General features: G+C 67.0%; 25 protein-coding genes. 9 read left to right on the top strand and 16 right to left on the bottom strand.

Going from position 1 to position 24,544, the window contains the following annotated elements:
* Window positions 1–34 precede the first annotated feature (34 nt).
* Window positions 35–475, top strand: coding sequence for a DUF2269 domain-containing protein (locus E4487_RS19710; protein WP_175254175.1), 441 nt, complete (start codon window positions 35–37; stop codon window positions 473–475).
* Between the two features lie 96 nt (window positions 476–571).
* On the opposite strand, the gene E4487_RS19715 is transcribed toward E4487_RS19710, so the two are convergent.
* Window positions 572–1,225, bottom strand: coding sequence for an HAD family hydrolase (locus E4487_RS19715; protein ID WP_175254176.1), 654 nt, complete (start codon window positions 1,223–1,225; stop codon window positions 572–574).
* A 286-nt stretch (window positions 1,226–1,511) separates the two neighbouring features.
* On the opposite strand from E4487_RS19715, the gene E4487_RS19720 reads away from it, so the two are divergent.
* Together E4487_RS19720 and ptsP are read left to right on the top strand one after the other, a co-directional pair.
* On the top strand, window positions 1,512–1,991 hold the full coding sequence (locus E4487_RS19720; RefSeq protein ID WP_021445072.1) for an RNA pyrophosphohydrolase: 480 nt from the start codon (window positions 1,512–1,514) through the stop codon (window positions 1,989–1,991).
* Between the two features lie 18 nt (window positions 1,992–2,009).
* Window positions 2,010–4,289 carry a phosphoenolpyruvate--protein phosphotransferase gene (gene ptsP, locus E4487_RS19725; protein ID WP_037055218.1) on the top strand — a complete coding sequence of 760 codons (2,280 nt, stop codon included), beginning with the start codon at window positions 2,010–2,012 and terminating at the stop codon, window positions 4,287–4,289.
* 84 nt (window positions 4,290–4,373) lie between these two features.
* Here the strand turns inward: ptsP and E4487_RS19730 are convergent, their stop codons facing one another.
* Window positions 4,374–5,117, bottom strand: coding sequence for an NRDE family protein (locus E4487_RS19730; protein WP_175254177.1), 744 nt, complete (start codon window positions 5,115–5,117; stop codon window positions 4,374–4,376).
* A gap of 128 nt (window positions 5,118–5,245) precedes the next feature.
* Here E4487_RS19730 and E4487_RS19735 point away from each other — a divergent pair, with 128 nt between their 5' ends.
* The 4 genes from E4487_RS19735 (at window position 5,246) to E4487_RS19750 (ending at window position 8,760) form a co-directional block, all read left to right on the top strand.
* Window positions 5,246–6,028, top strand: coding sequence for a sulfite exporter TauE/SafE family protein (locus E4487_RS19735; protein WP_175254178.1), 783 nt, complete (start codon window positions 5,246–5,248; stop codon window positions 6,026–6,028).
* A 10-nt stretch (window positions 6,029–6,038) separates the two neighbouring features.
* Window positions 6,039–6,839, top strand: a complete 801-nt coding sequence (gene lgt, locus E4487_RS19740; RefSeq protein WP_175254179.1) for a prolipoprotein diacylglyceryl transferase — start codon at window positions 6,039–6,041, stop codon at window positions 6,837–6,839.
* Window positions 6,839–7,633, top strand: a complete 795-nt coding sequence (locus tag E4487_RS19745) for a thymidylate synthase (RefSeq protein ID WP_037055209.1) — start codon at window positions 6,839–6,841, stop codon at window positions 7,631–7,633. The genes lgt and E4487_RS19745 overlap by 1 nt, the downstream gene beginning before the upstream one ends.
* Before the next feature lie 65 nt (window positions 7,634–7,698).
* Window positions 7,699–8,760 (top strand): transporter substrate-binding domain-containing protein, encoded by a 1,062-nt coding sequence (locus E4487_RS19750; protein WP_373921547.1) that lies wholly within the window; start codon window positions 7,699–7,701, stop codon window positions 8,758–8,760.
* Here E4487_RS19750 and E4487_RS19755 read toward each other — a convergent pair.
* From E4487_RS19755 to E4487_RS19770, 4 genes are all read right to left on the bottom strand, one after another.
* Complete coding sequence (locus tag E4487_RS19755; RefSeq protein WP_175254181.1) at window positions 8,739–9,122, bottom strand: hypothetical protein; 384 nt, start codon at window positions 9,120–9,122, stop codon at window positions 8,739–8,741. The genes E4487_RS19750 and E4487_RS19755 overlap by 22 nt on opposite strands.
* Complete coding sequence (locus E4487_RS19760) at window positions 9,119–10,492, bottom strand: GTPase/DUF3482 domain-containing protein (protein ID WP_175254182.1); 1,374 nt, start codon at window positions 10,490–10,492, stop codon at window positions 9,119–9,121. The genes E4487_RS19755 and E4487_RS19760 overlap by 4 nt, the downstream gene beginning before the upstream one ends.
* 108 nt (window positions 10,493–10,600) lie before the next feature.
* The gene (locus E4487_RS19765) at window positions 10,601–11,992 is read right to left on the bottom strand and encodes a DUF2868 domain-containing protein (protein WP_175254183.1); all 1,392 of its coding nucleotides are present in this window, start codon (window positions 11,990–11,992) and stop codon (window positions 10,601–10,603) included.
* Between the two features lie 60 nt (window positions 11,993–12,052).
* The gene (locus E4487_RS19770) at window positions 12,053–13,192 is read right to left on the bottom strand and encodes a glycerophosphodiester phosphodiesterase (protein ID WP_037055198.1); all 1,140 of its coding nucleotides are present in this window, start codon (window positions 13,190–13,192) and stop codon (window positions 12,053–12,055) included.
* A 120-nt stretch (window positions 13,193–13,312) separates the two neighbouring features.
* Here E4487_RS19770 and E4487_RS19775 point away from each other — a divergent pair, with 120 nt between their 5' ends.
* Both E4487_RS19775 and E4487_RS19780 read left to right on the top strand, forming a co-directional pair.
* The gene (locus tag E4487_RS19775; RefSeq protein WP_175254184.1) at window positions 13,313–13,846 is read left to right on the top strand and encodes a dihydrofolate reductase; all 534 of its coding nucleotides are present in this window, start codon (window positions 13,313–13,315) and stop codon (window positions 13,844–13,846) included.
* Window positions 13,847–13,951: 105 nt separating this feature from the next.
* Entirely contained in the window at window positions 13,952–14,599 is a 648-nt protein-coding gene (locus E4487_RS19780; RefSeq protein WP_150606917.1) for a YitT family protein, read from the top strand.
* A 67-nt stretch (window positions 14,600–14,666) separates the two neighbouring features.
* Here E4487_RS19780 and gloA read toward each other — a convergent pair whose 3' ends face one another.
* The 10 genes from gloA to E4487_RS19830 all read right to left on the bottom strand — a co-directional run.
* Window positions 14,667–15,194: a lactoylglutathione lyase gene (gene gloA / locus E4487_RS19785; protein ID WP_175254185.1), complete on the bottom strand. Its 528-nt coding sequence runs from the start codon at window positions 15,192–15,194 to the stop codon at window positions 14,667–14,669.
* A 146-nt stretch (window positions 15,195–15,340) separates the two neighbouring features.
* A complete protein-coding gene (locus E4487_RS19790; RefSeq protein ID WP_037055188.1) occupies window positions 15,341–15,799 on the bottom strand; it encodes a metallophosphoesterase family protein in 459 nt (152 codons plus the stop codon).
* Window positions 15,800–16,106: 307 nt separating this feature from the next.
* Window positions 16,107–17,945, bottom strand: coding sequence for a dihydroxy-acid dehydratase (gene ilvD, locus E4487_RS19795; protein WP_134676394.1), 1,839 nt, complete (start codon window positions 17,943–17,945; stop codon window positions 16,107–16,109).
* 189 nt (window positions 17,946–18,134) lie between these two features.
* Window positions 18,135–19,202: a chemotaxis response regulator protein-glutamate methylesterase gene (locus E4487_RS19800; RefSeq protein ID WP_134676395.1), complete on the bottom strand. Its 1,068-nt coding sequence runs from the start codon at window positions 19,200–19,202 to the stop codon at window positions 18,135–18,137.
* Window positions 19,199–19,708, bottom strand: a complete 510-nt coding sequence (locus E4487_RS19805) for a chemotaxis protein CheD (protein ID WP_175254186.1) — start codon at window positions 19,706–19,708, stop codon at window positions 19,199–19,201. Before E4487_RS19805 ends, E4487_RS19800 begins: the two co-directional genes overlap by 4 nt.
* Window positions 19,701–20,507, bottom strand: a complete 807-nt coding sequence (locus E4487_RS19810) for a protein-glutamate O-methyltransferase CheR (protein ID WP_037055182.1) — start codon at window positions 20,505–20,507, stop codon at window positions 19,701–19,703. Before E4487_RS19810 ends, E4487_RS19805 begins: the two co-directional genes overlap by 8 nt.
* 15 nt (window positions 20,508–20,522) lie before the next feature.
* On the bottom strand, window positions 20,523–21,035 hold the full coding sequence (locus tag E4487_RS19815; protein ID WP_037055181.1) for a chemotaxis protein CheW: 513 nt from the start codon (window positions 21,033–21,035) through the stop codon (window positions 20,523–20,525).
* A 39-nt stretch (window positions 21,036–21,074) separates the two neighbouring features.
* Window positions 21,075–22,688 carry a methyl-accepting chemotaxis protein gene (locus tag E4487_RS19820; protein WP_175254187.1) on the bottom strand — a complete coding sequence of 538 codons (1,614 nt, stop codon included), beginning with the start codon at window positions 22,686–22,688 and terminating at the stop codon, window positions 21,075–21,077.
* Between the two features lie 17 nt (window positions 22,689–22,705).
* Window positions 22,706–23,251 carry a chemotaxis protein CheW gene (locus E4487_RS19825; RefSeq protein ID WP_134676398.1) on the bottom strand — a complete coding sequence of 182 codons (546 nt, stop codon included), beginning with the start codon at window positions 23,249–23,251 and terminating at the stop codon, window positions 22,706–22,708.
* A 3-nt stretch (window positions 23,252–23,254) separates the two neighbouring features.
* The coding region (locus E4487_RS19830) for a methyl-accepting chemotaxis protein (RefSeq protein ID WP_257229466.1) at window positions 23,255–24,544 on the bottom strand (1,290 nt) is incomplete at its 5' end.

A 24,544-nucleotide genomic window follows, 5' to 3' on the forward strand; every position in this document is an offset into this window, starting at 1 on the left:
GGTTGCACCCGCCCTACCTAAAAAGGAAGCCTCGATGGAGCACTATCTGCTGGTTCGTATTCTTCACAGCGCCCCTGGCGTGTTGCTGCTGCTCGGCCTGATCGCGCACGCGTTCATGCTGTTCAAGGCGCAGCGCGGCGGTGATGCCGCCGTGCTGGCGCGCAAGCTGCGCGTGACCCTGCTGTTCAGCCTGCCTGCCTTTGCCGTGCTGGCGCTGAGCCTGCCGCTCAGTGGCTACTGGCTGGTAGACGCCGCCGGCTGGCCGCTGGGGCAGACCTGGCTGCTGCTGGGCAGCATCCTCTATGGCGTGATGATGCTGCTCGGCTTGCTGCTGGCCGGGCGCCTGGCCGCCTGGCGCGCGCTGGGCGATGCGCCGGCGCCCACTTCGCTGAAGCGCCTGTGCCTGATCTATGCCGGGCTGATTCTCGTGCTACTGATCGCCATCATGGCGCTGATGGGCGCCAAGCCCGTCTGAGCAGAGTGGCCCGGATTGCATCCGGGCTACACGACTGCGGCTGGCGATGGCCTGCGTAGGAGCGGCTGCAGCCGCGAAGCCAGCTTCAGCCCGTACTCAGCGCAGCGAGATCACCGGCCAGCCACGCTCGCTGGCGGTGGCGCGCAGCACGTCGTCCGGGTCCACGGCCACCGGGTTGGCCACGGCCTCCAGCAGCGGCAGGTCGTTGCGCGAATCACTGTAGAAATAGGCACCGTCCAGGCTGTGGCCCGTCTCGCTCAGCCAGGCGTTCAAGCGGGTCACCTTGCCGCCCTGGTAGCAGGGGGTGCCGGTGATCTGGCCGGTGTAGCGACCGTCCTGCATGCCGCACTCGGTGGCGATCAGGGTGTCCACGCCCAGGCGCTCGGCGATGGGCGCGGTGACGAAGCGGTTGGTGGCGGTGATGATCACCAGCTTGTCACCGGCGGCGCGGTGTTCGGCCAGCAATGCCTCGCCCTTGGCCAGGATGATCGGCTCGATCACTTCGGCCATGAACTCGCGGCGCCATTGCGCCAGTTGTGCCATGTCGCTGCGACCGAGAATCGCCTGGCTGAAGTTCTGGTAGGCCACCACGTCCAGCTTGCCGGCACAGTAGTCGGCATAGAACGCGTCGTTGCGCGCCAGGTACTCGGCTGCATCGACCAGGCCGCGCTGGCAGACGAATTCGCCCCAGCTATGGTCGCTGTCACCGGCCAGCAGGGTGTTGTCGAGATCGAAAAGGGCCAAACGCACGATTCTGTACCTGTTCTGCAAAGGGATTAGGGAGTATCTGCAGCCTGCTGCGCTCGTCCCGGTCGTGGCGGAACCTGGCGAAAAATGTGCATGTACCGCTGGTACACAGCCTCTTTTCGACGGGCTTCGCCATGCCTGACGGCGCTCGCGGCCTCGTGAACACCCGCGTGGGGCGCGCCAGAATAGCCGCTTTGGCCGGGCTTTCCCACTGCCGCCAAACCCGCGTTGCTGCTGGACTCGGCTTTGTGGAACAATGCCGGAACTTGCGTGTACGAGGTTGCTTGCCGTGATCGACTCTGATGGTTTTCGCCCGAATGTCGGCATCATCCTGACCAATGATGTCGGCCAGGTGCTCTGGGCCAGGCGCATCAATCAGGATGCCTGGCAGTTTCCGCAAGGCGGCATCAATGATCGCGAATCGCCCGAAGAGGCGTTGTACCGCGAACTCAATGAAGAAGTCGGGCTCGAAGAGCAGGATGTGAAGATCCTCGCCTGCACCCGAGGCTGGTTGCGTTATCGTCTACCGCAGCGCCTGGTGCGCACGCACAGCCAGCCCCTGTGCATCGGGCAGAAGCAGAAGTGGTTCCTGCTGCGCCTGACCGGTGCCGAGGAACGCGTACGCATGGACCTGACCGGCAAGCCCGAATTCGATGGCTGGCGCTGGGTCAGCTACTGGTACCCGCTGGGCCAGGTGGTCACATTCAAGCGCGAGGTCTATCGCCGCGCGCTCAAGGAACTCGCCCCGCGCCTGATCGTGCGCGACTGATACGGACCCCAATCGAGCATGCTCAATACGCTGCGCAAGATCGTCCAGGAAGTGAACGCCGCCAAGGATCTCAAGGCGGCGTTGTCGATCATCGTGCAGCGGGTCAAGGAAGCGATGGGCAGCCAGGTCTGCTCGGTCTATCTGCTCGACCCGGAAAGCAATCGCTTCGTCCTGATGTCCACCGAGGGCCTCAACAAGCGCTCCATCGGCAAGGTCAGCATGGCGCCCAACGAAGGCCTGGTCGGCCTCGTCGGGACCCGTGAGGAGCCGCTGAACCTCGAAGACGCCGCCAGCCACCCGCGTTATCGCTACTTTGCCGAAACCGGCGAGGAACGCTTCGCCTCCTTCCTCGGTGCGCCGATCATCCACCATCGCCGGGTCATGGGCGTACTGGTGGTGCAGCAGAAGGAGCGTCGCCAGTTCGACGAAGGCGAAGAAGCCTTCCTGGTGACCATGAGCGCCCAGCTCGCCGGCGTGATCGCCCACGCCGAGGCCACCGGCTCGATTCGCGGCCTGGGGCGCCAGGGCAAGGGCGTGCAGGAGGCCAAGTTCGTCGGCGTGCCGGGTGCGCCGGGGGCAGCGGTGGGGACCGCTGTCGTGGTGCTGCCCCCGGCCGATCTGAATGTGGTACCGGACCGCAACGTCGATGACATCGACGCCGAGCTGGCCTTGTTCGACAAGGCGCTGGGCTGGGTGCGCGAGGACATGCAGGAGCTGTCCGAGAAGCTCGCGACCCAGTTGCGCAAGGAAGAACGCGCGCTGTTCGATGTCTACCTGATGATGCTCGATGATGCCGCCCTGGGTAACGAGGTGCGCAAGGTCATCAAGAGTGGCCAGTGGGCGCAGGGCGCCCTGCGCCAGGTGGTGCTCGACCACGTCAAGCGCTTCGAGCTGATGGACGACGCCTACCTGCGTGAGCGCGCCTCCGACGTGCGCGACCTGGGCCGGCGTCTGCTCGCCTACCTGCAGGAAGAGCGCAAGACCTCGCTGGTCTACCCCGACAACACCATTCTGGTCAGCGAGGAGCTGTCGCCGGCGATGCTCGGCGAAGTGCCGGAAGGCAAGCTGGCCGGCCTGATCTCGGTGACCGGCTCGGGCAACTCCCATGTCGCCATCTTCGCTCGCGCCATGGGCATTCCCACGGTCATGGGCGTGGTCGACTTGCCGTATTCGAAGATCGACGGCATCAAGCTGATCGTCGATGGCTACCACGGTGAAGTCTTCACCAACCCCAGCGAGCTGCTGAGCAAGCAGTACGCCGATGTGGTCGAGGAGGAGCGCCAGCTCACCGAAGGGCTCGATGCCCTGCGCGCGCTGCCCTGCGAAACCCTCGACGGCCAGCGCATGCCGCTGTGGGTCAACACCGGCCTGCTCGCCGACGTCGCCCGCGCCCAGCAGCGCGGGGCCGAGGGCGTGGGCCTGTATCGCACCGAAGTGCCGTTCATGATCAACGAGCGCTTCCCCAGCGAGAAGGAGCAGCTGGCCACTTACCGTGAGCAGTTGCAGGCCTTCCACCCGCTGCCGGTGACCATGCGCACCCTGGATATCGGCGGTGACAAGGCGCTGTCCTATTTCCCGATCAAGGAAGAGAACCCCTTCCTTGGCTGGCGTGGCATCCGCGTGACCCTCGATCACCCGGAAATCTTCCTGGTGCAGACGCGTGCCATGCTCAAGGCCAGCGAGGGCCTGAACAACCTGCGCATCCTGCTGCCGATGATCTCCGGCACGCAGGAGCTGGAAGAGGCCCTGCACCTGATCCACCGTGCCTGGGGCGAGGTCCGTGACGAGGGCACCGACGTGCCGTTGCCGCCCATCGGCCTGATGATCGAGATTCCCGCCGCCGTCTACCAGACGCGCGAGCTGGCGCGCCAGGTGGACTTCCTCTCGGTCGGCTCCAACGACCTGACCCAGTACCTGCTGGCGGTCGACCGCAACAACCCGCGGGTGGCCGATCTCTACGACTTCCTCCACCCGGCGGTGCTGCAGGCCCTGCAGAAGGTGGTCAACGATGCGCATACCGAGGGCAAGCCGGTGAGCATCTGCGGCGAGATGGCCGGTGACCCGGCGGCGGCGGTGCTGCTGCTGGCCATGGGCTTCGACTCGCTGTCGATGAACGCCACCAACCTGCCCAAGGTGAAATGGCTGCTGCGCCAGATCACCCAGAGCAAGGCCAGGGAACTGCTGGGCCAGGTGATGAGCATGGACAACCCGCACCTGATCTACAGCACCCTGCATCTGGCGCTGCGCAACCTCGGCCTGGGTCGGGTGATCAACCCGGCGTCCAACATCCAGGCGTGAACGGCGCGCCTGCGGGCGCGTCATCCCTGGGCCTGATGCAATCCGGAGCCACTGCGTACGGAAGCTCCCCGGATCGCCTCCGGGCTACCTGCTTACCCTGACTTCGCCCAACACGGCGCCGTGCGGCCCGAAACTGCGTTCGACGATGTTCCAGTGCCCATCCTGACCAAGGTTCAGCACGGTGCTGGCGCGCGTGCCGTAGGCGGCGCTGGCGATGAACACGCTCGACAGCAGACGTTCCGTGGCCAGGCCGATGCCGGTATCCGGTAGCAGGTGCTCCGCTGGCTGGCTGTGGTCAGCCAGCAGCGCCAGCAGCTCCTCGTCAGCGCCATCGAGATGCGCCTGCAGGGTGCTTCTGGCCAGCAGCAGTTTGGGCCAGGGGGTGTCCAGCCCGGCGTTGGACAGGCCGTAGACGCCGGCTTGCAGGCGATGCGCCTGCCTTTCCTGGGAGTTGAAGTACCAGAGCTGAGTCGCATCCCCGAGCAGCAGGTTGAAGCCGGCATAGTCGGCTGCCCGCGCCATCAGGGTTTCCAGGTAGGCCTGCGGTGCAGCCTGGCCGCGCAGGTAGTCGGCGGTCAGTTCGCCGCGCGAGCGCGGGCCGATCTTCTGGCCAGGGTCGCGGATATTGGTCAGGGCGGCGAAGCGGCCCTCGGCGGTGACGCCCAGCCAGGTTCCACCGGCCTGCAGATCGCGCCCGGCGAATACGCCCGGGGCCTCCTGCCATTCACTCAGCGCGGCGCTGGGGCGCGCGTAGAATTCGTCGCGATTGGCTGCCAGGCGCAAGGGCATGGCGCCCTGCGGCTGCCAGGCGAAGACGATCAGGCACATGAGAGTTCCTCTGATGGCAGAGCCTGGCAGGCTAGCGAGCCGGGGGGAAAGCGGCAACCGTTCCGTCGATCCGTGTGCCGCTGAGTGGGCATTTCCGCTACCATGCCGCTTTGTTTTCGGGGGTGTCGATGGAACTGCTGCTCTACCTGGTGCTCGGTGCGGCCGCCGGTGTGCTGGCCGGCCTGTTCGGCGTGGGCGGCGGCCTGATCATCGTGCCGGTACTGGTGTTCAGCTTCAGTTCGCAGGGCATGGCGCCGGAGATCCTCACCCACCTGGCGGTCGGCACGTCCCTGGCGACCATCGTCTTCACCTCGATCAACTCGCTGCTGGCGCATCACCGCATGGGGGCCGTGCGCTGGCCGCTGTTTCGCTGGCTGACCGGCGGCATTCTGCTGGGGGCGGCGCTGGGGGCCATGACCGCCGCGCTGATCCAGGGGCCGCTGCTGCAGAAAATCATCGGTACCTTCGCCATCGTCATCGCCGTGCAGATGGTGCTGGACCTGAAACCCAAGGCCAGCGGCGGTGTCCCAGGCAAGCCCACGCTGACGGTGGCGGGCGGGGTGATCGGCTGGGCTTCGGCGATCTTCGGTATTGGCGGTGGTTCGCTGACCGTGCCGTTCCTGGTCTGGCGCAGCGTGCCGATGCAGCAGGCCGTGGCGACTTCGGCGGCCTGCGGCCTGCCGATCGCCATCGCCGGGGCGCTGAGCTTCGTCTACACCGGCTGGAACGAAGCGGAACTGCCGCAGTGGAGCCTGGGCTTCGTCTATCTCCCGGCCTTGCTGGGGGTCGCCGTGACCAGCATGTTCTTTGCCCGTATCGGCGCGCGCCTGGCTCATCGCCTGTCGCCGCGTCTGCTCAAGCGATTGTTTGCCCTGCTGCTGTTCAGCGTGGGCCTGAGTTTTCTCATCTAAGGAGTCCTGGATGCTGCCTTATCCGCAGATCGACCCGGTGGCCATCGCCCTCGGTCCCCTGAAAATCCACTGGTACGGCCTGATGTACCTGATCGGCATCGGTGGCGCTTGGTGGCTGGCCTCGCGTCGTCTGGCACGCTTCGACGCGAGCTGGAACAAGGACAAGCTGTCCGACCTGGTGTTCTGGGTGGCCATGGGGGTGATCCTCGGCGGACGCCTCGGCTACGTGCTGTTCTACGACCTGTCGGCCTACCTCGCCGAACCGGCGAAGATCCTGCGGGTCTGGGAGGGCGGCATGTCCTTCCATGGCGGCCTGATCGGGGTGATGCTGGCGACCTGGTGGTTCGGCAAGCGCAACGGCAAGAGTTTCTTCGAACTGATGGACTTCATCGCGCCGCTGGTGCCGATCGGCCTCGGTGCCGGGCGTATCGGCAACTTCATCAACGCCGAGCTGTGGGGCAAGGCCAGTGACGTGCCCTGGGCGATGATCTTCCCCACCGATCCGCAACAGTTGGCGCGGCACCCGTCGCAGCTGTACCAGTTCGCCCTGGAAGGCGTGGCGCTGTTCGTCATCCTCTGGTTCTACTCGCGCAAACCGCGTCCTACCATGGCCGTATCCGGGATGTTCGCCGCCTGCTACGGGGTGTTCCGCTTCATCGTCGAGTTCGTCCGCGTGCCGGATGCCCAGCTCGGCTACCTGGCCTGGGGCTGGCTGACCATGGGCCAGATCCTCTGCCTGCCGATGATCCTCGGCGGCATCGGCCTGATCGCCTACGCCTACAAGCGCCAGCTCGTACAAGGAGCCGCCTGATGAAACAGTACCTCGACCTGATGCGCCACGTGCGTGAGCACGGCACCTTCAAGGAAGACCGTACCGGCACGGGCACCTACAGCGTGTTCGGCTACCAGATGCGTTTCGACCTAGCCGACGGCTTCCCCATCGTCACCACCAAGAAGTGCCACCTGCGCTCGATCATCCACGAGCTGCTGTGGTTCCTCCAGGGCGACACCAACATCAAGTACCTCAAGGACAACGGCGTCAGCATCTGGGACGAGTGGGCCGACGAGAACGGCAACCTCGGCCCGGTCTACGGCTACCAGTGGCGCAGCTGGCCGGCGCCCAACGGCGAGTCCATCGACCAGATCAGCAAGCTGGTCGAGATGATCCGCAGCAACCCGGACTCGCGCCGTCTGATCGTCTCGGCCTGGAACCCGGCGCTGGTCGAGCAGATGGCGCTGCCGCCCTGCCACGCGCTGTTCCAGTTCTACGTCGCCGACGGCAAGCTGTCCTGCCAACTCTACCAGCGCTCGGCGGACATCTTTCTCGGCGTGCCCTTCAACATCGCCAGCTACGCCCTGCTGACGCTGATGGTGGCGCAGGTCTGTGGCCTGCAGCCGGGCGAGTTCATCTGGACCGGCGGTGACTGCCACCTGTACGCCAATCACATCGAACAGACCGACCTGCAGCTGACCCGTCAGCCGCTGCCGCTGCCGAGCATGAAGCTGAACCCCGAGGTCAGGGACCTGCTGGCGTTCAGGTTCGAGGACTTCGAACTGGTCGGTTATGAGGCCCATCCGCACATCAAGGCGCCGGTCGCGGTCTGAGGCAGGCCCGTAGGCGGGGGCAATTTGCTACCCTTTTCCCTCAACGAGTGAAAAGGGAGTCCCCCGTGAGCCGCATCGCACTGGCCCTGCTGCTGATCTGCAGTTGTTTGACGAGTCACGCCGAGACCACGCCGCTGCGGGTCGGCATCACCGAAGTGCCGCCGTTCGTGATCAAGCACGACGACGGCAGCTGGAGTGGCATCAGCATCGATCTGTGGAATGCCATCGCCGAAAAGAACGGCTATGCCTTCCAGTACGAGGCGATGCCCTTCGATCGCCTGCTCGACAGTCTCGAGCAGAGCAAGGTCGATGTCGTGGTCGGGGCGATGACCATGACCCCCGAGCGCGAGGCGCGCTTCGACTTCACCCATCCGTTCTACTTCACCGGCCTTGCCATCGCGGTGCCGGCTACCGCCTCGGCGGGCTGGTGGACGACCTTCAAGCGCCTGTTCTCCTGGCGGTTCATCAGCGTGGTGCTGGGCCTGGCCGCAGTGCTGATGCTGGTGGGGGCGTTGATCTGGTTCTTCGAGCGCCGGCGCAACCGCGAGCAGTTCCCCGAGGAGCCGATGCGCGGCCTGGGCGATGGCTTCTGGTGGGCTGCCGTGACCATGACCACCGTCGGTTACGGCGACAAGTCGCCGGTGACGCTGGGCGGCCGGCTGGTCGCGGTGGTGTGGATGTTCGCCGCACTGATCATGGTCTCGACCTTCACCGCGGCGATGACCACGGCCCTGACCGTGAGCAATCTGCAGGGCGCCATCCAGGGCCCTGGCGACCTGCAAGGCGCGCATGTCGCCAGCGTGCAGCGCACGGCCAGCTCGCACTGGCTGCAGGAGCAGCGCATTCGCCAGAGCGACTACCCGAGCCTGGGCAAGGCGCTGCAGGCCGTGCAGCAGGGCGAGGCCGACGCCATCGTCTACGACAAACCCATCCTGCAATACCGCAACCGCGAGCTGGTCGGTGCGCGCCTGCAAGTGCTGCCCGGCACCTTCGAGAACCAGAGCTACGGCTTCCTGGTGCGCAGCGGCAGCCCGCTGCGCGAGCCGATCAGCCGCGCGGTGCTGGGCATCATGGATGATCCGCAATGGCCGCGAACGGTGAGCGACTACCTGGGCGAGGAACTCTGAGACGGCACCTCAGGCGTCGCCTGGGGTTCGGTCTGCAGCGGGAAGCGTCGCGCGATCTCGTCGATGATTTCGCGCGGCCCGCTGATCCTCCATTCCAGCCAGTTGTCCCACTCCAGCCTCAGCTCATCCAGGCCCCGGCGCAGGCGGTAGCTGTCGTAGTCGATGCCCTTGTCGAAGGCCAGCGGGCTGTATTGCGCGACCTGCCGCCAGCCCTCTGCCTTCAGGCTGTCGAGAATGCGGTCGCCGAGTTCGCTGTCGATCATCTCCAGCGAGACGTGATCGGCCGTGTCCACCGGCGTGCGCTCGAGCCGTCTGCGCTGCAGCCAGTGGCGTAGCGCGGCGAAGACGTTCAGGCTCTTCATGCCTCGGCCAGTTGCGCGGCCAGTCGCTGCACCTGCTCCTGGCGTTCGGCGTCCTCCAGGCGTGCGCCGGGGTTGAGCGACGACCATTGCGGGTGGGCGCGTGCGACGTTGAGCGGGGCGGGCAGCTTGCCCTGGCGCCAGAGGTTTTCCTGCGGGGCGCCGAGGGTGATGGCGTCCATGGCGGCGTGGCCGCGCCGGTCCAGCGCGGCCAGCAGCTGTTGCTGGCGCAGGGCGAGCAGGCGCAGCACGGCGTCGTCGACGGTCAGTTCGCGCTGGCCCTGCAGCTTGCCTTTCAGGCGTTGCCCGTAGTTGCGCAGGGTCTGCGCACTGCCGCCGATCAGCGCGCCCAGTGCCGCCGCTGCGCCGAGGGTCAGGCCGCCGACCAGCAGGTCGACCCCGACCCCGGTCGCGGCGCCTGCAGCCATGCCGCCGCCGACCTTGATGCCGAGCTGCCTGAGGGTTTCCGGGTTGAACAGGTCGTCACCCCAGCGGCCGTCGAGCAGGGGCAGGTCCGCGGCCTTGGCATCGTCGCGGCGGAAGGCGTACAGGCGCAGCAGCGCCTCGACGCAGCGCTGCTCACGCTGGCGGATGGCGTCACGCAGTTCGGCGATGGCGCCTTGCTCCAGCAGCGGCTGGGCGGCGACGCCGCGCCGGCAGGCGGCGCAGTCGATCAGCAACTCGGCGACCACGCGCTTGCCGGCCTGGCGGCGGGCCTGGCGCTGTGCCTGGTGATCCTCGATCAGGCGCTGCAGTTGCGCCCGCGAACGCTCCAGCAGCAGGGCCAGGCTTTCGTACAGGCGGCGCTCGCCGTCTTCGGGGGGCGCCACGCTGTCGAAGGCCACCAGCGCATGCAGGCCGAGACGCGCCAGGGCCTCGCGCCACTCGCCTTCGCGGTGCTGGCTGCTGGCGACGAAGTTGAGCACGGGCAGCAGCGGGCGCCCGCACATGTTCAGCACGGCCAGTTCGTCGCGGTACTTGGCCAGCACCGGCTCGCGCACATCGATCACGTACAGCCCGGCATCGCAGGCCATGAGCTGGCGCAGCACCTTGGCTTCCTGCTCGTAGCGCTGGCGCGCCTCGCTGCCCTCCAGGAAGCGGCTCAGGCGCGCCGGGCCGTCGAGGCGTTCGCCAGGGCGATCGAGACGTTCCAGGTAGTCGAGCAGGGCGATGGCATCTTCCAGGCCTGGGGTGTCGTACAGCTCCAGCAGGGCCTGGCCGTCCACCGACAGGCGCGCGCCTTCGACGTGGCGCGTGGTGCTGGCGCGTGGCGAGACCTCGCCGAAGTCGACGTCACGGGTCAGGGTGCGCAGCAGCGAAGTCTTGCCGACGTTGGTGTGGCCGACCAGGGCGAGTTTCAGCGGTGGGCTCATGGCGCGGCCTCGGTCGGGGATGCGGACTGTAGGGTGGATGACGCTTCACCCATCCACCGTGGCGACTGGTGGATGAAAAGGGCGTCATCCAGCCTGCGTCGAGCCTGTTCAGTCATGTCCGCTCTCCAGCCAGTTCAGCGGCGCGCTGTCGCCATGCTGCAGGCCCAGTCTGTCGAGGGCCTGGTGCCAGTCGGCCAGGCGCGCGCTGTCCAGGCTCGCGCCGGGCGCTGGCGAGAGCAGCCAGATGCGCGTGGCGGCCGCGCAGCGCGCCAGTTCGCCGAGCAGCGCCAGGCTGCCGCGATCCGGTGAGCGCTGCGGGTCGCAGGCGATGACCAGACGTTCGGGCGGGAAGCGGGTCAGCTGTTCGAGCAACTGGCGGCGCTGCTCGCGGCTGTCGATCACCCCGGCATCGGCCACGCCACTGGGTAGTTGCAGGGGCGGCCAGCTGCGCTGTTCATCCAGCTCCAGGCCCAGCAGCAACGCGCCACTGCCGGCTTGCGGGTTGGCGCCGGCTTGCGGCTGGTGCAGGGTGGCCGGCGCCAGGTCACAGACGCCGAGACGCTCGCTGTCCGGCTGCAGGCGTTGACGCAGCAGGTCGTAGCCGGGCAGGTCGAGTGCCAGGCGCAGCGCTGCCTTGCCGCTGAGCCAGCGCCACAGGCACAGCAACGTCAGCAGCAGGCGTGGCAACAGGCCGTAGACCAGCAGCACGCCGACCAGCCAGCCGGCCCAGCGCTGTCGGGCGACCTCGCTGGCGATGGCGGCGTCGCCGCTGGCGCGAATCAGCGCGACGTCGGGCAGGCTGAAGCCGAGCAGGGCCGGCAGCGCGCCGATGGCCTGGGTCATGGCGATGAAGCTGTCGCCGCCGAGGATGGTGGTTTCCCAGACGAAGCCGTAGCGTCGTGTGGCGAGCAGCAGCAGTGCGGTACCCAGGGCGGCGAGCATGGCCAGCGTCCACAGGCCATTGCTCAGCAGGCCCAGGCCCCAGCGGGTCAGGCGCTGGCGCTGCAGCATCAGCAACAGGGCAGGCGCCAGGTGGGCAGCACTGGCATCGCGGGCCAGCTTGTCGCTGAGCCAGAGCCACAGGCGGCCGAGGGCGCCGGGGTGGTCGCGGGTCAGCAGCAGGCCGATCAGCCAGCCGAGCAGCATCAGCAGGTCGAGGCCGAGCAGGCTGCCCAAGGCCCAGAACACGTTGACCGGCTGGCGTCCGTCGCCCAGCGCCGCGAAGGCCAGGCCGGCTCCGCTGAACAGGGCCAGCAGGGCCAGCAGCAGGCCCGACAGGCGTGCGCCCTGCAGCCAATGTTGCAGGGCTTGCCACTGACCGTCGCGACGGGCCAGGAGCAGGGCCCGCTGCTGGATACGCGTGGCCAGATCGCCGTGCTCGGCGCGGGCCAGGCGATTGGCCTCGGCATCTTCGAGCGGGCCGGCGTGTTCCTCGCGCAGGCGGATCGTCTCGCTGAGCCAGAGGCGTTGAAAGGCGGTGGGGGAGGAGGCGTCAGTCACGCGGCGTCTCGTCGTGCGGATCAGGGCTTGAGGATAACCCCTGATCCGCCCCCGTGCGAATCAGCGCTGTTCGCGCAGGCGTACGGCGATATCCGGTTGGTCGATGAACAGGCCATCGATGCCGGTGGCGAGGAAGGTGCGCAGTTCGGCGTCGATGTCGCCGCGTGCGGTCGGATCGCTGCCATTGCGCAGGTCCGCAGGCAGGAAGGCGTTCTCGGCGCGGAAGGTATAGGGGTGCACCTTGAGCCTGGCGGCATGGGCGTCGCTCACCAGGCTGGTCGGCGTGGTCAGGTTGCCGGCTGCATCACGCGGGATGATCATGCCTTTCTCCGGACCGATGCCGCTGGCGTAGCGGGCGATGGCTTTCAGGCCTTTGGGCGTGATCATCTGCGCATAGCTGAGGTCGGTGCCGAGTGCCTGCTGGTCGTAGGGCTGGCCGTCCGTCCACAGCAGCTGGATCAGGCGGATCGAGGTCATGCGGCTGAGGGTCTTGAGGTTCTCCACCTCGAAGGACTGGATGTACACCGGCGCCTTGGCGCTGGCGTAGCCGTTGCGCTTGAGCACGGCCAGCAGCGGTTTCTCCATGGCCAGGCCGAGTTGCTGGAAGTGGGTGGGGTGCTTGGTTTCCGGGTACAGGCCGATCACCCGTTGCTGGCTGAGCTGCAGGCTCTTCACCAGGTCGATGATTTCCTGCAGGGTCGGGATTTCGAACTGGCCGTCGAAGCGCGTATTGCCCGGACGGACCTGCGGGATGCGCTCGATGGCGCGCAGCGTCTTCAGCTCGGCCAGGGTGAAGTCCTCGCTGAACCAGCCTTCCAGGCTGACGCCGTCGACCGTCTGGGTGCGCTTGCGTGCCGCGAATTCTGGGCGCTGGGCGACATCGGTGGTCAGGCCCAGCTCATTGTCATGGCGCGCCACCAGTTGCCCGTCGCGGGTCATCACCAGGTCCGGCTCGACATAATCGGCACCTTGCAGCACGGCCAGGGCGTAGGCGGCCAGGGTGTGTTCGGGCACGTAACCACTGGCGCCACGGTGCGCGATCACCAGCGGCTTGCGCGCAGCATGCGCGTGCTGTGGCTGTGTGCCGGGTTGGCGCTGGGCCCAGTCGATGGCGTTCTGCACGGTGTCGGCCTGCACCGGCAATGCAGCGCTCAGCAGTCCTGCGCACAGCAGTCCTGTGCGCAACAGGTTCGATATCATCGCGGCATCTCCTTGCTCGGGTGGGAGCGCAAAGCCTGGCGCATGGACGATGACGATTCGGCGACAAACCGATGGCCGGTTGCTCGGGCTGTGAGCTGCTCGTCACTTGGTCGCTCTGCTATGCTCGCCGTCATGAACAAGACACTCCCCCTTTCGCTGATCGCCGCCCTCGCGCACAACCGCGTCATCGGCCGCGACAACCAACTGCCCTGGCACCTGCCGGCGGACCTCAAGCACTTCAAGGCACTGACCCTGGGCAAGCCGATCATCATGGGTCGCAAGACCTGGGACTCGCTTGGCCGGCCCTTGCCGGGGCGCCTCAACATCGTCGTCAGTCGCCAGCCGGGCTTGCGCCTGGAAGGTGCCGAGGTGTTCGCCTCCCTGGAAGAGGCAATCGCCCGTGCCGACGCCTGGGCCCGTGAAGAGGATGCCGAAGAGCTGATGCTGATCGGCGGCGCGCAGCTCTACGAGCTGGGCCTGGCGCAGGCCGATCGCCTGTACCTGACGCGGGTCGGCCTCGATCCCGAGGGCGATGCCTTCTTCCCCGAGGTTGACCAGACGCGCTGGCATATGAGCTCCAGCGTGGAGCACCCGGCCAGCGCCGAGACACCCTTCTACGCCTTCGAGGTGTGGGAACGTCGCGACACACAATAACGACACTGCCGGCCGTCCCTGCCGCCCGCTTCCCGCGTGCGGCGCGACGGCCACCGCCTTGCCTCTGCCATCACCTCTTTCGTGCACCCTGATGCAGGTTTTTCGATGACTGAGCAATCGCCCGTCGATGAGCGCCCGAGCGCCGTCGCCGCACTCTTCGTTCGCCACCCGCTGTGGGAGGATGCCCTGGCGCTGCTGTTCGGCACCGCCCTGGTGGCCCTGGGGATCACCTTCTACGCCCACGCCGGTTTGCTGACCGGCGGGACGGTGGGCATCGCCTTCCTGGCCAACTATCAGGCCGGCTGGCCCTTCGGCCTGGTGTTCTGTCTGGTGAACCTGCCGTTCTACCTGCTGGGCATCTGGCGCATGGGCTGGGGCTTCACCCTGCGTACCGGCTGTGCGGTGCTGCTGGTTTCGCTGCTGGCGGAGCTGACCCCGCACTGGGTCGCCTTCGCCGCGCTCGATGCCATCTACGCCGCCCTGTTCGGTGGCGCCGCCATGGGCCTGGGCCTGCTCATGCTGTTCCGCCACCGCGCCAGCCTGGGCGGGGTGAACATCCTCGCGCTGTACCTGCAGGAGCGTTTCGGCCTGCGGGCAGGGGCGGTGCAGATGGGCATCGACGCCAGCATCGTGCTGGCGTCTATCTTCGTGGTCTCGCCGGACAAGGTGCTGCTGTCGGTGCTGGGCGCGGTGATGCTCAACCTGGTGCTGGCGATCAATCACCGTGCCGACCGCTACGTTGGCGTGAGCTGAGTGGCTCGACGAACGAGGGGCTACCTCGCAGGAGGCAGCCCCTCGTCGGGTGTCGCGGGCGCGACGATCACTGCACGTCGGTGAACTGGATGATTTCCACCCAGTAGCCGTCCGGGTCCTTGATGAAGGCGATGTCGCGCATGCGGCCGTCGGTCAGACGTTTCTGGAAGTCCACGCCGAGCTCTTCGAAGCGCTGGCAGGCAGCCTTGATGTCCGGTACCGACACGCACAGGTGGCCGAAACCGCGCGGGGCGCTGTTGCCGCTGTGGTAGGTGAACTCCGGGTCCTGCTCGGTGCCGTGGTTGTAGGTCAGCTCCAGCACGCCGGGGATGGACTTGCGCCATTGGTGGCGCGCGGCCGGGTCGGCCGGGATCTGCGACTTGTCGGCAATCAGCGCGAGGAAGTACAGGCTGAACTCGGCTTCGGGGAAGTCCTTCTTCTCCAGCAGGGTGAAGCCCAGCACACGGGTGTAGAAGTCCAGCGATTTCTGCAGGTCCTTCACGCGGATCATGGTGTGGTTGTAGACGAAGTCGGCGGTGGCGACGTCGGGCTTGGCGGTCACGCCGGCAATGGCGTTGAGCTCGTCGAGGGTCATGCAAATCTCCATCGAGACATTGAAAAAGCGCTACCTGCCTAGATGGTCTCGGCGGCGGCGTTTTTCAAGGGGCCTTTGGGTGGTGGTGGTCGCTGGGACGGTGGACGGGTGAAGCGTCGTCCACCCTACGCCGGCATGCGGGGGGATCAGACCTGCAGGGTGATCAGCTCGGCCCTTGCCTGGCCGCCTTCGATATGCAGGATGCCCACCCCAATGGGCAGCTTGAAACGCCGTGGTCCGGCGCTGCCCGGGTTGAGGTAGAGCACGCCGTCGCGCGTCTCCTGCAGGGGCTTGTGCGAGTGGCCGGCGATGACCACGTCGATGCCCTGCTCAGCCGGGTCGACATCCAGCTGCTTGAGGTCGTGCAGCATGTGCAGCCGGACACCACCGAAGTCCAGCGTCAGCTGATCGGCGATGGTGTCGGCCCAGGCGTCCTGGTCGTTGTTGCCACGCACCACCGACAGCGGCGCGATGCGCTCCAGCTCGGCCAGGATGTGCGGCCCGCCGATATCGCCGGCGTGCAGCAGATGGTCGACACCCTGCAGCGCGGCCAGCGCCTCGGGGCGCAGCAGGTTGTGGGTGTCGGCGATCAGGCCGATGCGCATGGCGGGCTCCTGAGCAGAATGCAGGCACCAGCTTGCTGGCGAACGAGCGCAGATGCAAAACCTTGGGCAAGAAAAAGCCCGGCAGCAAGGCCGTAGTGCTGTTCCTTTGAGAGTTGGTCGGACGCGATAGTCCCCTCGCCCCTTTGGGGAGAGGGTTAGGGAGAGGGGGAAACTGGCAGTTTTGCTGCATTTCAGCCCTCTCCCCCAGCCCCTCTCCCATAAATGGGAGAGGGGAGCCAAACCTGTGCAACCTCAAATGAACAACGCTGCGCCAGCAAGGCCGGGCTTTTCATGTCGCAACGCGGGGTCAGCCGTCGAGCATCGCCTTGTTGCGCACCGCGCCCTTGTCGGCGCTGGTGGCGAGCAGGGCGTAGGCCTTGAGGGCGGTGGTCACCTTGCGCGCACGGGGTGCGGCCGGCTTCCAGCCTTTCTGGTCCTGTTCGCTGCGGCGCGATGCCAGCTCTTCATCGGATACCAGCAGGTTGATGCTGCGGTTGGGGATGTCGATGAGGATCTTATCGCCGTCCTGCACCAGGCCGATGGCGCCGCCCGAAGCCGCTTCCGGCGAGGCGTGGCCGATGGACAGGCCGCTGGTGCCGCCGGAGAAACGGCCGTCGGTGAGCAGGGCGCAGGCCTTGCCCAGGCCCTTGGACTTCAGGTAGCTGGTCGGGTACAGCATTTCCTGCATGCCCGGGCCGCCTTTCGGGCCTTCGTAGCGGATGATGACGATGTCGCCGGCCTTCACCTCGTCGGCGAGGATGCCTTTCACCGCGCTGTCCTGGCTCTCGAACACCTTGGCGGTGCCTTCGAAGACATGGATCGACTCATCGACGCCGGCGGTCTTCACCACGCAGCCGTCGAGGGCGATGTTGCCGTACAGCACGGCCAGGCCGCCCTCCTGCGAGTAGGCGTGCTCGACACTGCGAATGCAGCCTTCGGCGCGGTCGTCGTCGAGGCTGTCCCAGCGGGTCGACTGGCTGAACGCAGTCTGGGTGGGGATGCCTGCCGGGCCCGCCTTGAAGAAGTGGTGCACCGCCTCGTCCTGGGTCTGGGTGATGTCCCACTGGGCGATGGCCTCGGCCATGTTCGGGCTGTGCACGGTGTGCACGTCGGTGTGCAGCAGGCCGCCACGGGCCAGTTCGCCGAGGATGGAGAAGATACCACCGGCACGGTGCACGTCTTCCATGTGGTATTTCTGGATGTTCGGCGCCACCTTGCACAGCTGCGGGACCTTGCGCGACAGACGGTCGATGTCGCGCAGGTCGAAGGCCACTTCGCCTTCCTGGGCGGCGGCCAGCAGGTGCAGGATGGTGTTGGTCGAACCGCCCATGGCGATGTCGAGCATCATGGCGTTCTCGAACGCCTTGAAGTTGGCGATGTTGCGCGGCAGCACCGACTCGTCGCCTTCACCGTAGTAACGCTGGCACAGCTCGACGGCCAGGCGCCCGGCGCGCAGGAACAGCTGCTCGCGGTCGCTGTGGGTGGCCAGGGTGGAGCCGTTGCCCGGCAGGGACAGGCCCAGGGCTTCGGTCAGGCAGTTCATCGAGTTGGCGGTGAACATGCCGGAGCAGCTGCCGCAGGTCGGGCAGGCGCTGCGCTCGTACTCGGCGACCTTCTCGTCGGATGCGCTGGAGTCGGCGGCGATGACCATGGCGTCGACCAGGTCCAGGCCGTGGCTGGCCAGCTTGGTCTTGCCGGCTTCCATCGGGCCTCCGGAGACGAACACCACCGGGATGTTCAGGCGCAGGGCGGCCATCAGCATGCCGGGGGTGATCTTGTCGCAGTTGCTGATGCAGACGATGGCGTCGGCGCAGTGGGCGTTGACCATGTACTCCACGGAGTCGGCGATGATCTCGCGGCTCGGCAGCGAATAGAGCATGCCGTCGTGGCCCATGGCGATGCCGTCGTCCACGGCGATGGTGTTGAATTCCTTGGCCACGCCGCCGGCTTTCTCGATCTCGCGGGCGACCAGCTGGCCGAGGTCCTTCAGGTGCACGTGGCCGGGCACGAACTGGGTGAAGGAGTTGGCGATGGCGATGATCGGTTTCTTGAAGTCTTCGTCCTTCATCCCGGTGGCGCGCCACAGGGCGCGGGCGCCGGCCATGTTGCGGCCGTGGGTGGAGGTCTTCGAGCGGTAATCAGGCATGGTCGGGTCCTGCGGCTAATTCGGAGGTGTGTGCGGTGAGCGTCGTCGGGCAGCTGATCGCCGCATGTAGGGGGGCTGCATGACGAGACGGGATCACCTCTCGCGCGGCCGGGGCTCACGGGCCCGCCGGTGATGCCGGCGAGCAATCGCTCGATTCTACGCCCGCCGAGGCAGACGGGCAAAGGCCGCTCAGCCGCGTTCGTTGCGCAGGATGCAGGCGGGAATCTGCTCCAGGGCCACTTCGCGGTCGACCGCCCCCAGTTTCCTGGCTTCCTTGGGCATGCCGTAGACCACGCAGGTGGCTTCGTCCTGGCCGTAGGTGATGGCGCCGGCCTCGTGCATTTCGCGCAGGCCGCGGGCGCCGTCGTCGCCCATGCCGGTCATGATGATGCCGGTGGCGTTGGCGCCGGCGGCGCGGGCGGTGGAGCGAAACAGCACGTCCACCGAGGGCTTGTGGCGGCTGACGGGCGGGCCGTCGACCACTTCGACCACGTACTGGGCGCCGCTGCGCTTGAGCAGCATGTGGCGCCCGCCGGGGGCGATCAGGGCGCGACCGGGCATGACCCGGTCGCCGTTGCGGGCTTCGCGGACCTCGATCTGGCACAGGCCGTTGAGGCGCTCGGCGAAGGCGGCGGTGAAGCGCTCGGGCATGTGCTGGACGATGACGATGCCGGGGCAGACCCGTGGCAGTGCCGTGAGCACGTGTTCCAGTGCCTGGGTGCCGCCGGTCGAGGTGCCGATGGCGATGATGCGCTCGGTGGTGCGGGTCATGGCGCCGCTGCTGGCGGCAGGCAGGATGGCATCGGCGTTGAGCTTGGGCTGCACCGCCGGCGCTGCCGGGCCGAGGCGCTTGAGACGGGCCTGGGCCGCCGCACGGATGGCGCCGACCAGCTCTTCGGTGGCTTCGATGAGGAACTGGCGCAGCCCGGCCTGCGGCTTGGTGACGATGGCCACCGCGCCGGCGGCCAGGGCCTCCATGGTGGTGGCGGCACCCTTTTCCGTCAGGGTGGAGCAGATCACCACCGGGGTCGGGCGCTCGGCCATCAGTTTCTTCAGGAAGGAGATGCCGTCCATGCGAGGCATCTCCACGTCCAGCACGATCACGTCGGGCCAGTTGCGCTGCATCTTGTCCATGGCGAACAGCGGGTCGGCGGCGGCACCGATGACTTCGATGCCCGTGTGTTCGGCAAGGCCGGCGCTCAGTACCTGGCGGACGACTGCGGAGTCGTCGACGATCAACACCTTGGTGTTCTTCATGGCGTGGGGGCCTCGTAGCGCCGGGTGGCGATCTGTTGGGACGTGGGGCAACGCAGTGCGATGTGCCCGCTGCAGACATCGAAAATCAGGTTGCGGTAGCCATCGCCACCGGCATGCCGTTCATGGCATTTCAGGCCGTGGGCGGCGAGCAGCTCCAGGCCGGCGCGCACGTTGCTCTGGCCGATGTTGCGCTGGCACAGCTCGCCGAACATGTTGCCGCCACCGAACAGGCTGATGCGGTAGTCCTGCGGCTGGCTGCCGCTGGCGCGGATCTTCTCCAGCAGCAGGTGCAGGGCCTCGTCGGCGTAGCGCCCATCGAGCCGGCTGCCGGGGTGGCGGCGGCTGGGCAGCATGTAGTGGCACATGCCGCCGATGCGTTCGCCGCGGTGCCACAGCACCAGCGACACACAGGAACCGAGCAGCGTGCGGATGCGCGTGCGACGGTCGCCGAAGTACAGGTCACCTGGCTGCAGGAGCACTTCGATGACGCCGTCCGGGTTATGCATGGGGTTTGCGATAGATCGACGGGCGCAGCGACTGCAACTCGTCGCTGATGCCGTGCAGGCTTTCGGAGTGGCTGACGAAGAAGTAGCCACCGGGACGCAGCCGTGCGCAGAGACGTTGCACCACCTGGCGCTTGGTCGGCGGGTCGAAGTAGATCATCACGTTGCGCAGGAAGATCACATCGAACACACCGACATCCGGCAGGGCGTTGTTGAGGTTGATCTGGCGGAAGCCGATGCGCCGCTTCAATGCCGGCTCCAGGGTGAACATGCCGCTGTGGCTGCCGGTGCCGCGCAGGCAGTGGCGATGCAGCAGCTCGCGGGGGATGCCGCTGGCGTCCTCTTCCGGATAGATGCCGGTGCGTGCCTTGTCGAGGATGCGCGTGCTGATGTCCGACGCGAGGATCTCCCAGGGCCGCGACGGCAGGCAGTCGGCCAGCAGCAGGGCCAGGGTGTAGGGCTCCTCGCCGCTGGAGCAGGCGGCGCTCCAGACACGCAGCGGCTGGCTGCTGCGCAGGTCGTCCTGCAGGCGCTCGCGGAGGAATTCGAAGTGCTTCGGCTCGCGGAAGAAGTAGGTTTCGTTGGTGGTCAGCAGGTCGACTGCGGTTTGCAGCTCGGCCTTGTCCTTCATCAGCAGCTGGAAGTAGTCACCATAGCTGTTCAGTTCGAAATGGCGCAGGCGCTTGCTCAGGCGTCCGGCCACCAGCTGGCGCTTGGCGTCGCTCATGGCGATGCCGGCGATCTCGTGGATCATGTCGCGGAACTGCTGGAATTCACGGTTGTTCAGGCTCAGGGCTGTCATGGCGCCGCTCCAGGGTCAGGCCGGTTCGGGTTGTGCGGCGGCAGTGGCGAGCTGGCGCAGGTCGGCGAGCGAGAGAATCCGGCCGATGTCCAGCAGCACCACCAGGCGCTCGTCGAGCTTGCCCATGCCGAGCAGGAAGTCGGTGGGGATATGGCTGCCGAAGCTGGGCGCGGGCTCGATGTCCTGCTCGGGAATCTCCAGCACCGCGTTGACCGCCTCGACGACGATGCCGATGACCTGCTGCATCTGCTCGCGCACCACTTCGAGGATGACGATGCAGCTGCGTCGTCCGATCTGGGTCTGCTGCTGACCGAAGCGCTGGCGCAGGTCCATGATCGGCACCACGCCGCCACGCAGGTTGATCACGCCGAGGATGCTCGCCGGCATCAGCGGCACCGGGGTCAGGCGGCCGTACTCGATGATCTCGCGGACGTTGCGCGTGCCGACGGCGAAGAGTTCCTCGCCGAGGCTGAAGGTCAGGTATTGCTGGGTGGTGTCTGGCGCCGTGGCCGGGTTGAAACTGGGCATGGGTCGCTCCTCGGGCACCCGCAGGTGCCCGGCTGGGGGCTAGGACTGGAAGCGAATGAAGCCGCTGGGGATCATCTGCTCGAGCAGCTCGCTACCGGCTTCGCTGGCGCTGCGGCTGCGCGCCGGCTGGCGAGGGGCGAGGAGCGGGGCGCGGGCGGCCGAGACCTTGAAGAAGTCCATCAGTTGCTGCAGCTGTTCGGCCTGGCCACTCATTTCCTCGGCGGTGGCGGCCAGTTCCTCGGCGGCGGAGGCGGACTGCTGGGTGATGTCGCTGAGCTGGGTCATCGCGCAGTTGATCTGGCCGACGCCGGCGCTCTGTTCCTCGGAGGCGGCGGCGATTTCCTGGACCAGGTCGGAGGTCTTGCCGATCGACGGCAGCATCTGGTCGAGCAGGCTACCGGCGCGTTCGGCCAGCGACACGCTGCTCTTGGCCACTTCGCTGATCTCCTGCGCGGCCACCTGGCTGCGCTCGGCCAGCTTGCGCACCTCGGCGGCGACCACCGCGAAGCCCTTGCCGTGCTCGCCGGCGCGGGCGGCTTCGATGGCGGCGTTGAGGGCCAGCAGGTTGGTCTGGTAGGCGATGTCGTCGACGATGCCGATCTTCTCGGCGATGGTCTTCATCGCTGCCACGGTGTCACGTACCGCCTGGCCACCTTCGTCGGCCTCGCGCGCGGCCTTGCCGGCCATGCCATCGGTGACCCTGGCGTTCTCGGTGTTCTGCGCGATGGAGGCAGACATCTGCTCCATCGAGGCGCTGGTTTCCTCCACCGATGCGGCCTGTTCGGAAGCGCCCTGGCTCATGCTCTGGGCCGTGGCGGAAATCTGTTCGGAGGCACTGGTGAGGGCGTCGGCATTGCTGCGCACTTCGCCGATGATCTGCGCCAGTTTCTCGCTCATGCCCTTGATCGCGGCCAGCATGCTGCTGGTGTCGCCGTCCCGGGTGCTGACCTCGGTGTTGAGGTCGCCGGCGGCGATGCGGCTGACCACTTCCACCGCGTAGGCCGGTTCACCGCCGAGCTGACGCAGCAGGTTGCGGGTGATGAAACCACCGAACAGGCCGATGACCAGCAGGGTGGCCAGCGAGACGACGATGGCGATCCAGGTGGCGTGCTGCAGGCTGGCCTGGGCCTGTTGGCTGCCGTCGTTGGCCATGGCGATGTTGTAGTCGCGGTGCTTGTCGATGGCGCTGCGCAGCGGGTCGATGACCGCGTGCTGCAATTCGAGCATGGATTCGCGCGCGGCCTCGTCCTTGTGCTGGCGCGACAGGGCCAGCGCCTTGTCGATGCCCTGGAGGAGGTTGTCGATGCCCTGATGCTCGGTGTCGAAGAGCTGCTGGTCCTGCTCGTCGCTGATGGTCGCGGCGTAGTCGTCGAGGGCGGCCTGGATGTCGCCACGGTTGCCGGCGATGAGCTTGTCCACGGCATCCATGGCCTGGTCGTCGGCGCTCAGTACATGTTCGTAGACCAGTTGCACCTGCATGTTCACCGCCGTGCCGAGCTTGGCCAGGGCGGTAATGGCGGGCACCGAGTTGACGTTGCCGAAGTTGGCGGCGTTGAACACCTGGTTCATCTGCTGGTAGGACACACCCGACAGCAGCAGGATGCCGAGCAGGGCCGAGAGAACCAGGAGAGTCATTTTCTTGCTGATGGTCATGGCAGGGCTCCTGCGCGTCAGCGCACGTCTGCAGCGGGGGAAAGGGGTTCGTTGCGCAGGCCGGCCATGGCCGCGATCTGCTCGACCGAGAGCACCTGCTCCATGCGCAGCAGGGTGATGAAACGTTCGTCCAGGCGCGCCATGTCCTCGATGAACTCGCTGCGCACGCGGCTGCCGAAGGCCGGGGCCTGACGCAGGGCGTCGGCCTCGATCTCGACCACGGCGCTGACGGCATCGACCAGCGCGCCCATCAGGTGGGTCTCGTCCTCGTCGAGGATCTCTACGATGACGATGCAGGTGCGTGCGCCGAGCGGGCTCAGGCCATGGCCGAAGCGATCGGCGAGGTCGATGATCGGCACGATGGCGCCGCGCAGGTTGATCACGCCGCGCACCAGGCTGGGCATCATTGGCACCTGGGTGACCTGGTCGTACTCGAGAATCTCGCGCACGTAGCGGCTGGCCACCGCGTACATGTCCTGCTGTACGCGGAAGGTCAGGTACTGGCGCTGCTGTTGTGCGCAGCCGTCAGGCGTGTCCAGAGGTAGATCGACGAGGGCACCCATGGCTCAGCTCCCGTAGCGGACGAAGCCGCTCTCTTCGTCGTCCGCCACCACCGCTGCGCGCGTCGGCGCGGCACTCAGCGGGCGACCGAGTGTGGTCACCCCGGCGCTGGCGCGGCTGGCCAGGTGGAAGAACTGCATCAGTTGCTGCAGCTGGACGGACTGGCCGTTCATCTCCTCCGCCGTGGCGGCCAGCTCTTCCGAGGCGGCGGCGTTCTGCTGGGTGATGTCGCTGAGCTGGGTCATCGCCGAGGTGATCTGGTTGACCCCGGTGCTCTGCTCCTCGGAGGCGGCGGTGATTTCCTGGACCAGGTCGGAGGTCTTGGCGATCGATGGCAGCATCTGGTCGAGCAGGTTGCCGGCCTGTTCGGCCAGCGACACGCTGCTCTTGGCCACTTCGCTGATTTCCTGCGCGGCCACCTGGCTGCGCTCGGCCAGCTTGCGCACCTCGGCGGCGACCACCGCGAAGCCCTTGCCGTGTTCGCCGGCACGGGCGGCCTCGATGGCGGCGTTGAGGGCCAGCAGGTTGGTCTGATAGGCGATGTCGTCGACGATGCCGATCTTCTCGGCGATGGTCTTCATCGCCGCCACGGTGTCACGTACCGCCTGGCCACCCTCGCTGGCTTCGCAGGAGGCCTTGCCGGCCATGCCGTCGGTGACCTTGGCGTTCTCGGTGTTCTGCGCGATGGAGGCGGACATCTGCTCCATCGCCGCGCTGGTTTCCTCGACCGAGGCAGCCTGGCTGGATGCGGCGTGGCTGAGGGTCTGGGCGGTGGCGGAGATTTCCTCGGCGGCGCCGCTGAGGGTCGCGGTGGACAGGTGCACCTGGCCGATGATGTCGCTGAGTTTCTCCACGGTGCTGTTGAGCGAATGCTGCAGGTCGTGCAGATGGCCCTGGAACTGGCCGTGCATGGTGCGGGTCAGGTCGCCTTCGGCGAGGCCGGCGATGACCTGCATGGCTTCGTTCAGCGGCACGATGATCGCTTCCAGCGTGCTGTTGATGCCGTCGACGATGCGGCGGAAGTCGCCCTGATGACGGCTGGCGTCGGCGCGGGTGTCGAGCTGGCCGTGCTGAGCCGCCTGGCTGAGCATCTGGGTGTCTTCGATCAGCGCCTGGACATTGGCGCGCAGGGTCTCGATGGTGTCGTTGATGAAGGCCTTCTTGCCGGGGAACTGCTCCAGCGGCGCGCTCAGGTCGCCTTCGCCGAAGGCCTTGATGCAGGCCATGGCCTTCTTCTTCACGCTGATGTGGCCGGCGACCATGGCGTTGATGCCCTGGGCGATCTCGGCGTAGCT

Origin of the sequence: Pseudomonas sp. BMW13, from assembly GCF_013357275.1 — a bacterium.
Classification (GTDB): Bacteria; Pseudomonadota; Gammaproteobacteria; order Pseudomonadales; family Pseudomonadaceae; genus Aquipseudomonas; species Aquipseudomonas khazarica.

Excerpts from the sequence above, each read along its gene's own strand:
- lgt (WP_175254179.1), top strand. The coding sequence starts at position 6,039 with ATGCTGCCTTATCCGCAGATCGACCCGGTGGCCATCGCCCTCGGTCCC.
- E4487_RS19800 (WP_134676395.1), bottom strand. The coding sequence starts at position 19,202 with ATGAAGAACACCAAGGTGTTGATCGTCGACGACTCCGCAGTCGTCCGC.
- gloA (WP_175254185.1), bottom strand. The coding sequence starts at position 15,194 with ATGACCCTCGACGAGCTCAACGCCATTGCCGGCGTGACCGCCAAGCCC.
- E4487_RS19805 (WP_175254186.1), bottom strand. The coding sequence starts at position 19,708 with ATGCATAACCCGGACGGCGTCATCGAAGTGCTCCTGCAGCCAGGTGAC.
- E4487_RS19790 (WP_037055188.1), bottom strand. The coding sequence starts at position 15,799 with ATGCGCATCGGCCTGATCGCCGACACCCACAACCTGCTGCGCCCCGAG.
- E4487_RS19810 (WP_037055182.1), bottom strand. The coding sequence starts at position 20,507 with ATGACAGCCCTGAGCCTGAACAACCGTGAATTCCAGCAGTTCCGCGAC.
- ilvD (WP_134676394.1), bottom strand. The coding sequence starts at position 17,945 with ATGCCTGATTACCGCTCGAAGACCTCCACCCACGGCCGCAACATGGCC.
- E4487_RS19815 (WP_037055181.1), bottom strand. The coding sequence starts at position 21,035 with ATGCCCAGTTTCAACCCGGCCACGGCGCCAGACACCACCCAGCAATAC.
- ptsP (WP_037055218.1), top strand. The coding sequence starts at position 2,010 with ATGCTCAATACGCTGCGCAAGATCGTCCAGGAAGTGAACGCCGCCAAG.
- E4487_RS19755 (WP_175254181.1), bottom strand. The coding sequence starts at position 9,122 with ATGAAGAGCCTGAACGTCTTCGCCGCGCTACGCCACTGGCTGCAGCGC.
- E4487_RS19820 (WP_175254187.1), bottom strand. The coding sequence starts at position 22,688 with ATGACCATCAGCAAGAAAATGACTCTCCTGGTTCTCTCGGCCCTGCTC.
- E4487_RS19780 (WP_150606917.1), top strand. The coding sequence starts at position 13,952 with ATGACTGAGCAATCGCCCGTCGATGAGCGCCCGAGCGCCGTCGCCGCA.
- E4487_RS19770 (WP_037055198.1), bottom strand. The coding sequence starts at position 13,192 with ATGATATCGAACCTGTTGCGCACAGGACTGCTGTGCGCAGGACTGCTG.
- E4487_RS19825 (WP_134676398.1), bottom strand. The coding sequence starts at position 23,251 with ATGGGTGCCCTCGTCGATCTACCTCTGGACACGCCTGACGGCTGCGCA.
- E4487_RS19745 (WP_037055209.1), top strand. The coding sequence starts at position 6,839 with ATGAAACAGTACCTCGACCTGATGCGCCACGTGCGTGAGCACGGCACC.
- E4487_RS19710 (WP_175254175.1), top strand. The coding sequence starts at position 35 with ATGGAGCACTATCTGCTGGTTCGTATTCTTCACAGCGCCCCTGGCGTG.
- E4487_RS19775 (WP_175254184.1), top strand. The coding sequence starts at position 13,313 with ATGCTCGCCGTCATGAACAAGACACTCCCCCTTTCGCTGATCGCCGCC.
- E4487_RS19735 (WP_175254178.1), top strand. The coding sequence starts at position 5,246 with ATGGAACTGCTGCTCTACCTGGTGCTCGGTGCGGCCGCCGGTGTGCTG.
- E4487_RS19760 (WP_175254182.1), bottom strand. The coding sequence starts at position 10,492 with ATGAGCCCACCGCTGAAACTCGCCCTGGTCGGCCACACCAACGTCGGC.
- E4487_RS19730 (WP_175254177.1), bottom strand. The coding sequence starts at position 5,117 with ATGTGCCTGATCGTCTTCGCCTGGCAGCCGCAGGGCGCCATGCCCTTG.